The sequence below is a fragment of the Hwanghaeella sp. LZ110 genome (assembly GCF_048892525.1).
Lineage (GTDB): Bacteria > Pseudomonadota > Alphaproteobacteria > UBA8366 > Aestuariispiraceae > Pacificispira.
In genome coordinates, this window is the sequence record NZ_JBLZHT010000004.1 from 252,086 (window position 1) to 263,090 (window position 11,005).

Annotated in this window: 14 protein-coding genes; 5 read left to right on the forward strand and 9 right to left on the reverse strand. The window is 54.2% G+C overall.

The window, feature by feature from the left end; translation table 11 throughout:
• Positions 1 to 146: 146 nt before the first annotated feature.
• A complete protein-coding gene (locus tag ACOSDM_RS09900; RefSeq protein WP_420724346.1) occupies positions 147 to 803 on the forward strand; it encodes a transglutaminase-like cysteine peptidase in 657 nt (218 codons plus the stop codon).
• Positions 804 to 826: 23 nt separating this feature from the next.
• Here ACOSDM_RS09900 and ACOSDM_RS09905 read toward each other — a convergent pair whose 3' ends face one another.
• Positions 827 to 1,615: an AraC family transcriptional regulator gene (locus ACOSDM_RS09905; RefSeq protein ID WP_420724347.1), complete on the reverse strand. Its 789-nt coding sequence runs from the start codon at positions 1,613 to 1,615 to the stop codon at positions 827 to 829.
• Between the two features lie 110 nt (positions 1,616 to 1,725).
• Here ACOSDM_RS09905 and ACOSDM_RS09910 point away from each other — a divergent pair, with 110 nt between their 5' ends.
• From ACOSDM_RS09910 to ACOSDM_RS09925, 4 genes are all read left to right on the forward strand, one after another.
• Positions 1,726 to 2,676, forward strand: a complete 951-nt coding sequence (locus ACOSDM_RS09910) for a GNAT family N-acetyltransferase (RefSeq protein ID WP_420724348.1) — start codon at positions 1,726 to 1,728, stop codon at positions 2,674 to 2,676.
• A gap of 99 nt (positions 2,677 to 2,775) precedes the next feature.
• On the forward strand, positions 2,776 to 4,035 hold the full coding sequence (locus ACOSDM_RS09915; RefSeq protein ID WP_420724349.1) for an MFS transporter: 1,260 nt from the start codon (positions 2,776 to 2,778) through the stop codon (positions 4,033 to 4,035).
• Positions 4,036 to 4,207: 172 nt separating this feature from the next.
• Positions 4,208 to 4,786, forward strand: coding sequence for a hypothetical protein (locus tag ACOSDM_RS09920; protein WP_420724350.1), 579 nt, complete (start codon positions 4,208 to 4,210; stop codon positions 4,784 to 4,786).
• Positions 4,787 to 4,798: 12 nt separating this feature from the next.
• Positions 4,799 to 5,344, forward strand: a complete 546-nt coding sequence (locus ACOSDM_RS09925) for a hypothetical protein (protein ID WP_420724351.1) — start codon at positions 4,799 to 4,801, stop codon at positions 5,342 to 5,344.
• Between the two features lie 5 nt (positions 5,345 to 5,349).
• Here ACOSDM_RS09925 and ACOSDM_RS09930 read toward each other — a convergent pair whose 3' ends face one another.
• The 8 genes from ACOSDM_RS09930 to ACOSDM_RS09965 form a co-directional block, all read right to left on the reverse strand.
• Entirely contained in the window at positions 5,350 to 5,718 is a 369-nt protein-coding gene (locus tag ACOSDM_RS09930; protein WP_420724352.1) for a histidine triad nucleotide-binding protein, read from the reverse strand.
• A gap of 29 nt (positions 5,719 to 5,747) precedes the next feature.
• The gene (locus tag ACOSDM_RS09935) at positions 5,748 to 6,077 is read right to left on the reverse strand and encodes a phosphoribosyl-ATP diphosphatase (protein ID WP_420724606.1); all 330 of its coding nucleotides are present in this window, start codon (positions 6,075 to 6,077) and stop codon (positions 5,748 to 5,750) included.
• Positions 6,078 to 6,087: 10 nt separating this feature from the next.
• Positions 6,088 to 6,882 carry an imidazole glycerol phosphate synthase subunit HisF gene (gene hisF, locus ACOSDM_RS09940; RefSeq protein ID WP_420724353.1) on the reverse strand — a complete coding sequence of 265 codons (795 nt, stop codon included), beginning with the start codon at positions 6,880 to 6,882 and terminating at the stop codon, positions 6,088 to 6,090.
• A gap of 5 nt (positions 6,883 to 6,887) precedes the next feature.
• Positions 6,888 to 7,622 (reverse strand): 1-(5-phosphoribosyl)-5-[(5-phosphoribosylamino)methylideneamino]imidazole-4-carboxamide isomerase, encoded by a 735-nt coding sequence (gene hisA, locus ACOSDM_RS09945; protein ID WP_420724354.1) that lies wholly within the window; start codon positions 7,620 to 7,622, stop codon positions 6,888 to 6,890.
• Positions 7,623 to 7,641: 19 nt separating this feature from the next.
• Positions 7,642 to 8,274, reverse strand: coding sequence for an imidazole glycerol phosphate synthase subunit HisH (gene hisH, locus ACOSDM_RS09950; protein WP_420724355.1), 633 nt, complete (start codon positions 8,272 to 8,274; stop codon positions 7,642 to 7,644).
• 3 nt (positions 8,275 to 8,277) lie between these two features.
• On the reverse strand, positions 8,278 to 8,877 hold the full coding sequence (gene hisB, locus ACOSDM_RS09955; protein WP_420724356.1) for an imidazoleglycerol-phosphate dehydratase HisB: 600 nt from the start codon (positions 8,875 to 8,877) through the stop codon (positions 8,278 to 8,280).
• A 156-nt stretch (positions 8,878 to 9,033) separates the two neighbouring features.
• A complete protein-coding gene (locus tag ACOSDM_RS09960) occupies positions 9,034 to 10,281 on the reverse strand; it encodes a type III PLP-dependent enzyme (protein WP_420724357.1) in 1,248 nt (415 codons plus the stop codon).
• A gap of 368 nt (positions 10,282 to 10,649) precedes the next feature.
• Positions 10,650 to 10,967: a DMT family transporter gene (locus tag ACOSDM_RS09965; protein ID WP_420724358.1), complete on the reverse strand. Its 318-nt coding sequence runs from the start codon at positions 10,965 to 10,967 to the stop codon at positions 10,650 to 10,652.
• Between the last annotated feature and the right edge of the window lie 38 nt (positions 10,968 to 11,005).

Sequence of the window (11,005 nt, forward strand, 5' to 3'; positions counted from 1 at the left end):
GCCCAAAAACCGAACGCTCGTACACCCTTTACAGTAAAAATTAAAAGGTCCCTGACATTCGAGCAATTTTTCATGCAAAATTTTTGCAGGCCCGACGGATTGATCCTATAGTCGCGCCGTTGTCGGTTCGACTTTAAGAGGCCTCTATGGCACAAAACAGATCAAATTGGATGTGCATAATAGGGTTGCTGGTCGCCCAACTGACGCTGTCGCTTATCTGGACAAGCGGCGCATCGGCCGCTGTTAATTTGTTTGGCAGCAAAGAACTCAGTTCCACAAAACTGGAAAAGTTTGAAAAGTGGACCGGCGTGCTGGAACGTTATGCCAAGGACGAACCCAATGAACTGGCAAAATGCCAGATCACCGCATCGGAACCCTGTCATATCGCCAAATGGCGAATATTCCTGAATAAATTGAAGGGCTTGGCGCCCCTGGATCAATTGGAATACGTCAATAAGTACCTGAACCAATACGCCTATCTTCTGGATCCCATCAACTATGGCAAAAAAGATTACTGGGCGACCCCAAAGGAATTCATGTATCGCACCGGTGATTGTGAAGACTATGCCATCAGCAAATATGTATCCCTGGTTCATCTGGGATGGCCCAAGGAAAATATGCGCATTGTCGTCTTGCAGGATCAGAACCTGAATGTCGCCCATGCCATCCTGGTTGTGTATATTAACGATCAGGCCCTTGTGCTGGACAACCAGATTCCACAGGTCATCGATTCAACCCGCATCAAACATTACAAGCCCATTTTCTCAATCACCGACGGACGCTGGTGGCTGCATCGCAGCTAACCGTCTTTGGTCGTTTCGGATTTTCAATGATAGCCTGCCTGCAAATAGCGTGTGGGCGTGTCCCCCAAAGTCCGACGGAACATGGCGATAAAAGCAGACGGACTTTCATACCCCAAATCCAGTGCAACCGTTGTCACAGGCGTTCCGGCAGACAGGCGCTCCAACGCCGATAACAACACCCGCTGTCGGCGCCATGCCCCGAAGGTCATTCCCGTTTCCTGCTGAAACAATCGCGCCAAGGTTCGGCCCGCCGCACCAACGCTGTGGGCTATTTCCTCTAGCGGGCGACGATCCGACGGATCGGCAAGCAATGCATCTGTTGCCGCCTTAAGCCGGGGATCGTTGGGCAATGGCAGATGCAGGAATGCGGGCAGTGCTGCGCGAATGCGGTCCAACAGGCACGCCATCAGACGACCATCTGCCCCCTCTTCATCCCAATCACGGGGCAGCGCCGCCGCCGCCAGGATCAGATTCCTCAGCAGCGGGTCAACGGACAGAACCGTGCAGGTTTCCGGCATTCCCCCAATCCGATCCGCTGCAATATACAGGCTGCGAAACTTTGCGAAACTGACGGTTTCAATCGTATGCATGACGCCGGGCGGCAGCCAGACCGCCATGGCGGGTGGGGCCAGAAACCGCCCCTGATCCGTCACGACAGTCAAAACCCCTTCGGCAGAATAGGTAAATTGCGCCCAGTCATGGGCATGGATGTTAAACTGTTCCTCTCGTGCCATATCAAAGGCACGGACTTCTACGGAGCGGGCCAGTGCCGTGGGAACCGGCGAACGTGGACTTTGTCTCTTTTGCGTCATAATTTAATTATATATCGTAAAACCGCCCAGAAAGCGATATTTCTTTTCAGCGACAGGCTGCTACTGTCCGATACATGTCCGCATAAAGACAACAAGGTTCAGCCGCGCCCATGATATCGATTATGATCTGCAAAACATTGGGGGATATGGCGAAATGGCAATCATGCTTCGCCCAAGCTCGCCGCGCCAACCTGTTGCAAAGCATCGAATACGGCCTGTCCTATGGCCAGTTCATGGGTCAGAAGCCGCGTCAGGCCTTCATCCAGATCGATGGACAACCCGCTGGTATATGCCAGTTAATGGAGGCCGGTGTGCTGAACAATGCGATACATGCCATCATCGTGGATCGGGGGCCGCTGTGGCTGGACGGATTTGGTACAAAGGACCACCAGGTCGCATTCTGGCAGGAATTTGATCGCCTGTATAAACGCCGATTGGGGCGCAAACGACGCATTTTTCCGGAATTGACCATGCGGGAAGCATCAGTGGCAGATATGGAGGGGCTGGGATTCAAGCGCCTTGCCGGTCCAGGCTATCAAACCATCTGGCTGGATTTGCGCCCAAGCCTTGACGTATTGCGCGGGAACCTCAAGAGCAAATGGCGCGGCCCTCTATCCAAGGCAGAACGATCCGATCTGGAGGTTCAGTGGGACAGTGATGGCACGTCCTTCCCAATGCTTTTAAACGGCTATGTCGCCGATAAAGGAAACCGGGGGTATCAGGGTCCTTCGTCAAAGCTGCTGCAAATCCTGGCCCGATATTTCAGTGTCAAACAGAACCTTCTTATCGGGCGGGCCCTGCAAGGAGCGACAACCGTCGCGGCCATCATGATCCTGTGTCATGGGCGCAGTGCTACCTATCAGACCGGCTGGACAACACCCGCAGGCCGCGCCTGCAATGCGCATAACCTATTGTTATGGAATGCCCTGCAAGTGTTGCAGGATCGTAATATACAAGATTTTGACCTGGGGGGCGTCAGCGACGGGGCCGCCCGTGCCGTAAAAAAATTCAAAGAAGGCATGGGGGGAGAGACCGTCGAATTGCTCGGGATATTTAATTAGATCATCTGGCTGTTTCTAAATATCGAATGTCATTATATCGCAAGCAAGCCGATCCAGTGGGGCGTATATCTGTCTCCACACTTTTCTTTGGAGCCCCCTATGTCTCGTTACGTTCCCAAATTCCTGCAAGGCCCACGCGGCATGCTAATCCTGATGGCCTTTGCCATGGCGGTCAGCATGAATGCCTGGTTCGCGCTGCTGAACAATTTCGTGGTGGAACGGGCTGCTTTTACCGGGCGAGAGATTGGCTTCTTACAGTCTATTCGAGAAATTCCAGGCTTTCTGTCCTTTGCAGCCGTGCTGCTGCTGCCCTTCATTCGGGAACAGAACCTAGCCTTTCTGTCACTGGCTTTGCTGGGCATCGGGACCGCGCTTACTGGCTATTTCCCCACTGAATTTGGGCTGTATGCCACGACGCTGCTGATGTCGACAGGATTTCACTATTACGAAACCATGAACCAGTCGCTCACACTGCAGTTAATCGACAAGAAAAATGCGGCTGTTCATCTGGCAACTCAGTTGAAAGCCGCCTCTTTGGGCACCTTGGCAATCTTCATCGTGATCATGATCTGCTTTGATGAAAAGCTTATGCTGTTGGTGCAGGATTTCTTTGGTGTCGAAAACCCCTTTCCCGGGTTCAATCTGGGCTATGTGCCGCTGTATGTTGGGGCTGGTATTTTCACGTTGGCTGTCGCCGTTTTCTGCAAGGCTTATTATCCCTTTTATGAAGGGCCAGAGATCCAGACAAAAACCCTGTTTCTGCGCAGCCGGTACTGGCTGTATTACGCGCTGACTTTCATGGGCGGTGCGCGTCGCCAGATCTTCATGGTCTTTGCCGCCTTCCTGATGGTGGAGAAATTCGGCTATGACGTCACCGCGATCACGCTTCTGTATATGATTAACCTGATTGCCAATATTTTCATCGCGCCGACTTTGGGGCGGCTGATCCGCCGTTTTGGGGAGCGCAACACACTGATCTTTGAGTATATCGGTCTAATTTGCGTCTTCACAGGGTATGCTTTCGTAGACGATCATATCATCGCCGCAGCCCTATATGTCATAGATCACCTGTTCTTTGCCTTCGCGATCTCCATCAAGACCTATTTCCAGAAGATCGCCGCGCCCAAGGACATCGCATCGACCGCGGGGGTCAGTTTCACAATCAACCATATCGCCGCTGTAGGCCTGCCTGCTGTCTTTGGATTTATCTGGTTGGGAAATCCATCGATGGTCTTTTTCATTGGCGCTGGGATGGCTGTGATTTCACTGCTGCTGGCCCTGCTGATCCCAAGGGATCCGCATGAAGGGAATGAAACCACCTTGTCTGCCTCTCGCCCCCTAGCGCAACCAGCGGAATAGCAGCAGATCGAGTGGACCGATCTATTATCTTTACAAGGCATCCCAGGAGTATCTGTGTCTGTGCGCATAGCCAGCCGCCAGGGCTGGCCACAGAAATCCCGCCACAACTGCCAATTGCTGATTGCATTTCTCTGCGCTATACTTCCAACGAATCGTTTTGGGAGACGCAGATATGAAACAGACGGTGCAAATACTTGTCTTCACGGCACTAATCGCCGGGTTTATGCCGCCTCAATTCGCAGTTGCGCAAGAAACTTCATCCCAATCCACCGGCGCGAACGACGTCGCCGTTGATGCAAGCGATGACACTGATTTAACGTTATGCCTGTGCTCCTTTAGTTATAGCGACGAACCCTGCGTCACCCGCTGTGAACGGACGGGCGGTCCGGGCGCTTTTGCGTCCCTGCCGCAAATTTGGCAGGCTGTAGGCTTAACAACAGATATCGATGTCACAGCGGCCATAGCCGAAAATCCTAATATTCTGGCTAAGGTTTTCAACATCGACATTCCCGAAGAGGCTTCTCAGGCGGAACTGGAAAACTATCGGGAAGGCCTTGAATCCCTGCGTGTTGAGGTTGTTGAAAATTACCGGGAAAAGCTGGATCAACTGTTTGCCACCGGCGATATCGACCTGCAGAAATACAATGAAAATCTGGGCAACTACTTTGTAGGAATTGAAAAATATCGGGAGGGGATTGATGTCTATAGAGACATGACGAACCAACTGAACAGACAAGAATTCCGCGGGTAGGACTCGTCAGCCATGGCAACAAATCCAAACGCCTTTGATCCCTGGCAAACATTGGCTTCTGTTGGCGGCGATATAATGGCTCCCTTGCTTGTCGCAGTCCTGATCTCCTCTGTCGTCGGTCTCCTCCCATTCCTTAAATTCGTGACGGGGGCTTCAACTGCCTTTCTACTGGCTATTGCGTTTGGTCTGGTCGGTGGGACCATCGGTTTGTTTACCGGCGCAAGCCAATCACCCGTCGTGGGTGCTGTCTTACCAGCATTGCTTACCTTGGTTGGCGGCTTTGTGACTTATATCATTGGAAAGGATACGATAAAGGCCTCAGACAATGCCCCAGCGCCTGATCCGAATACCAAAAAGTTTGGCATCACGATCCTGATCGCATTGTCATTGTCCAGCGTATGGATGGGCTTTTATGGCAACGCAATTCGAAGCACCGTTGTGCGCAATATAGAGACCGCAGCCTTTGAACGTGCAACCACCGAAAAACTGGTCACCCATTGCCTTGCGAATCCAAGGGACAGCTTCTGCAAGCCTGTCTTTGAGGGGATCTTCAAATAAACCCCTTACTGATTTGCCTTTGGCACCATGCCCTTCATCGGACGTCCGCCGAAAATATGGACATGCAGATGCGGGACTTCCTGGAAGGCTGCGGCGCCATGATTGGCAATCAGGCGATAGCCAGGTTCATCCAGGTCTAACTGACGCGCCACAGTGCCAACGGCGCGATAGAAACCAGCGATTTCGGCATCGCTGGCTTTCTCTGAAAAATCCGCATGGGAAATATAAGGCCCTTTCGGGATCACCAGAACATGGACCGGGGCCTGAGGCGCGATGTCATGAAAGGCCAGTGCATAATCGTCTTCATAGACCTTGTTGCACGGAATCTCGCCCCGCAAAATCTTCGCAAATATATTCTGATCATTATAGGCCATTATCGTGATCCTATTCCCATCTCTAACCGCTATTCCTTCAGCCTTGCGGCTTTCTCCGCCAGGCCGGATGTGCCCTGACGCGCGGCAAGCTTCGCCCAAACATCGTCAGGCTTCAAGCCTGCATCGGCCCATAGGACCAAAAGATGATACAGCAGATCAGCACTTTCCGAGGCCAGCGCATCCTTGTCCCCGCCCAGCGCCTCAATGACAGTTTCCACCGCCTCCTCCCCCACCTTCTGGGCGATCTTTGGGCGGCCTTTGGAAAACAGTTTGGCGGTGTAAGACGTCGTTGGGTCCGCCCCCTTGCGACTTGCCACACGCTGATACAGCCGGTCCAGAATTGTCGAATCTGCGGGCATCGGCATTGTATTACTTCCTTTCTGTAACAGCGGCGCTGCCGCCATCCACGGGGCGCACCAGAATGCCACTCTTCGCCATATGCGCCTTGGCCTGGGCAATGGAGAACTCACCGAAATGGAAGATGGAAGCAGCCAGAACCGCAGAGGCATGCCCATCGCGCACGCCTTCCACCAAATGATCCAAGGTGCCAACGCCGCCTGATGCAATGACGGGCACGGATACAGCATCGGAAATAGCGCGGGTTAGCGGAATGTTAAAACCACTCTTGGTTCCGTCTTTATCCATCGACGTCAACAGGATTTCCCCGGCACCCAGGTCGACGACCTGTTGTGCGAAGGCAATAGCATCAATGCCCGTTGCCTCTCGCCCGCCATGGGTGAAAATCTCCCATCGATCCGGGGCCACGGCCTTGGCATCAATCGCCACGACAACACATTGCGACCCGAACCGCTCCGCCGCCTCGGCCACAAATTCGGGGCGCTTCACAGCCGCGGTATTGATCGATACCTTATCGGCCCCGGCCAACAACAATTTGCGGATATCTTCGACGACACGCACCCCACCGCCCACGGTCAGGGGCATGAAGGCAACCTCTGCCGTGCGGGAAACGACATCATAGATGGTTTCGCGATTGTCAGAACTGGCCGTGATATCCAGGAAGGTTAGCTCATCCGCGCCAGCCGCATCATAAATCCGGGCCTGTTCCACCGGGTCGCCCGCATCGCGCAAATCAACGAAATTCACACCCTTGACCACGCGGCCGTCTTTCACATCCAGACAAGGTATCACGCGGGTGGTCAGCATCGCGCCTAATCCTTCTTCTGTTTCAAGACGGCCAGGGCTTCGGCAAGATCCATGCGCCCGTCATACAAAGCCCGCCCGGAAATCGCCCCAGCGATACCCCCGACTGCCTTCAAGGCCATCAAATCATCCAATGAAGACAACCCGCCTGATGCGATAACCGGCGTCGACAGGGCATCTGCCAAAGTTTTGGTTGCGGTGACATTGACGCCCTGCAAGGCCCCGTCGCGATCAATATCGGTATAGATGATTGCAGCGACCCCTTCGTCCTCAAACTTCTGGGCCAGATCCAGGGCTTCAATCTCTGTCGACTCTGCCCAGCCTTCAACAGCGACCTTGCCGTCGCGCGCGTCGATGCCAACCGCGACACAGCCGGGAAAAGCCGCGCAGGCGGCGCGGACGGTACTGGGGTCCTTGACAGCAACTGTTCCCAAAATAACCCGCGACACGCCCCGGTCCAACCAGGCGGATACATGCCCAACCGACCGGATGCCACCGCCCAGTTGAACCCTTGCCCGACTGCCAACGGCCTTAAGGATGGACGACACGGCATCCGCGTTTTCTGATTTTCCGGAAAATGCACCATTCAGGTCCACGACATGGATCCAACTTGCCCCAGCTTCTACAAAAGCCATGGCCTGGGCTGCAGGGTCTTCATTAAAAACCGTTGCCGCCTGCATATCGCCGCGCAACAAGCGCACGCAATGGCCGTCTTTCAGATCAATCGCTGGGTACAGAATCATTGATAACTCACTTTGCCACTCAGGGCGTCCAGGTTAGGAAATTTGAAATCAGTCGCAATCCAGGGGCCTGGCTTTTCTCTGGATGGAATTGGACACCGACCATATTGTCGCGCCCCACCATCGCCGTCAGCCTTTCACCATAGTCGACCTGTGCCAGGCAGTCTGTGGCCTTGTCCGTCTTCAAATGAAAGCTGTGCACAAAATAACAGTAAGCCGACGCTGATATGCCGTCCAAAACAGGATGCGGCGCGCAATTCACCAGATTATTCCACCCCATATGCGGAACCTTCAGCGCAGGATCATCCGGCCGGATCGGGGTCACCGTGCCTGATATCCATCCGAAGCCATCATGTGTTCCGTGCTCTTCCCCCACGGTGGCCATCAACTGCATCCCGACACAGATACCCATAAAGGGGCGGGCCTGGTCAATCACGGCTGTCTGTAGGGTTTCGTAAAGTCCCTCAACCTTCATCAGGCCTGCACGACAGTCACCAAAAGCCCCCACTCCGGGCAATACGATGCGGTCTGCCGTGGCGATTACAGAAACATCGTCCGTGACACAAATCCGATCAGACGGCCCCGCCATGCGTTCAAACGCCTTTGCGGCGGAATGCAGGTTCCCTGACCCATAATCAACGATTGTGGTCAGCATCAATTACAGGGTCCCGCCCAATGTGCCTTTGGTCGAGGGGATCTGATCCGCCTTGCGCGGGTCCAGCGTCACCGCGGCCTTCAAGGCGCGGGCCAACCCTTTGAAGCAGCTTTCCGCGATATGATGATTGTTTTCCCCATACAGGTTTTCGACATGCAGCGTCGCCCCCGCCGATTGCGCGAAGGCGGCGAACCATTCCTTGAAAAGCTCTGTATCGAAATCCCCCAACTTCGGGCGGGTGAAATTCACCTTCCACACCAGATAGGGGCGGCCGGACAGATCAATGGAGACGCGTGTGAGCGTTTCATCCATAGGGATATAGGCATGCCCATACCGCTCAATCCCTTTGCGATCGCCCAGGGCCTTGATCAGGGCTTCGCCAACCACATAGCCGGAATCTTCCGTCGTGTGGTGATAATCAATATGCAAATCCCCGTCGGCGCGCAACGTTAGATCAATCAGGCTATGCTTGGACAGTTGCTCCAGCATATGATCCAGAAAGCCAATACCCGTGGCGACGTCATATCGCCCTTCCCCGTCGATTCCAACGGTGCCGGATATCTTGGTTTCCTTTGTATTTCGCTCAACCGATGCCTGCCGCATTTTGCTGTTCCTTCCGCGCTGGCGTGACTGCGGACTAGCAGATAGCAGGCGTTGGCGAAAAATACCAGAATTAGAGCAAATTTAACGCTCTATCTCAAAATGCAGCCCGTCCCCATCGGCAAGCACCGTATAGGGACGGGTTAACAATCACCTTGATTACAGGCAGACGGCATCCAACGGAGGGAACCCATTGAACCCAACGGAGCTGTAGGTGGTGGTATAAGCACCGGTCGCCAGGATCAGAACCCGGTCGCCTTCCTGCAGGCTGATCGGCAAGCTATAGGCGTTCTTTTCATACATTACGTCTGCGCTGTCACAGCTAGGGCCTGCGATGACAACCGGGCCTTCTGGGCCACCATTGTCAGGGGTTTCAAAGCGATAACGGATCGCTTCGTCCATGGTTTCTGCCAGACCGGAGAATTTACCGATATCCAGATAGACCCAACGACGGTCGTCGCCATCGCCTTTTTCAGAGACCAGAACAACTTCGCTGACGATACAGCCTGCATCCGCTACCAGGCCGCGGCCAGGTTCGGCAATCATGTGAACATTCAGATCACCAAAATGACGCAGCGCATGGGCACGAACGGTTTCTGCATACTGGCGAGGTTCCTGAGCTTTGGACCGGGTCATGGTGGACGGGAAACCGCCGCCCAGGTTGATCAGGCCGATTTCAACGCCACGTGCGGCCAAACGGTCGATCAAGGCACGGGCACGGCCAAAGCAGCGATCCCAGGCCCCTAGATCGGTCTGCTGAGAACCAACATGGAAGCTGATCCCGGGGCGCTGGAAGCCAAGTTCCACTGCACGAATCAGCAGGTCTTCGGCCATTTGATCGGCACAACCGAATTTCTTACCCAAAGGCCATTCAGCGCCGGTGCCATCCACTAAAACGCGGCAATAAACCGTCGTGTTCGGGGCGACATCAGCTAATTTGGTCAATTCCGCTTCTGAGTCGAACGCGAACATGGTCACGCCAGCAGCCGCAGCAAAGGCGATATCGGCGCGACGCTTGATCGTATTGCCATAGGACAAACGAGAGGCCGGGATACCAAGCGCCAAACACTGTTCGATTTCACCACGGCTGGCGACATCAAAATTTGAGCCTTCAGCAGCCAAGCGGGCTAGCAATTGCGGGGCCGGGTTCGCCTTAACAGCATAGTGAATATGGGCAGGGCTCAAAGCCGCAGCCAACACACGATAGCGTTCGGCGACCGCATCCAGGTCCATCACCAGGGTCGGGCGGTCAAAGCGCGCATTGGCGACGAAATCCGCCAAACGCCCGGACAGCGCGGTTGGAGCCGGTGTACCAGCATCCACCAGATGCAAACCATGGGCATGCACATTGTCGATAGAAATAGCAGAGGTTTCAGCGACCGCTAGGCCGCCGTGTACGATAGTCATATCCCGGCACTCCCTTAAGGATGGGGTAGGACGATCCCACTATTGGAACCGCTTTACCCAAACTGTCCAAAAAGGACGCCTCCGTCGTTACATACACCCATCCTCAAACGGCTTTCGCCGAGGGGGGACAGGATCGGTGGGGCCGGGATATCCAATTTCTTGGGAGGCCTTTCCCGATCGCAGGGGCCAGTGGCACGTGCTTCGAGCGTCTGTCTTCTGAATTTCGATATATAGCCAAGTGACGCTGACGAGTAATCTTCATTACGCAGGGGAGCTATGCGTAAAATGCACGACTTGCCCCTTAAAAATTAAATGGCAAACCCGGCAGGTGTTTCAGCGGCGGACCACCAGGAAACAAGCATGAAAGATCAGTCGCTCGATACCTTCAACAGCACCAACCCTGAAACAATAAGGGTAATAGCAACCAGTCTCAATGCACTAACAGGTTCAGCCAGAAAGACTATCCCGACGAGAAAGGCCCCTACCGCGCCTATTCCAGTCCAGATCGCGTAGGCCGTTCCAAGCGGAATGGTTTGCATGGCAAGGGCCAACAGCCAGAAGCTGGCCACCATCGTAGACACTGTGATGAGAGATGGTATGAGCCGACTGAAGCCAAGAGATTGCTTCATTGTGTACGCCCAAACAATTTCGAGAATGCCGGCAACAAGAAGGTAGAACCAGGCCATTGACCCCTCCCAAGTCTAAAGGGTCCAGGTCGTCCTGG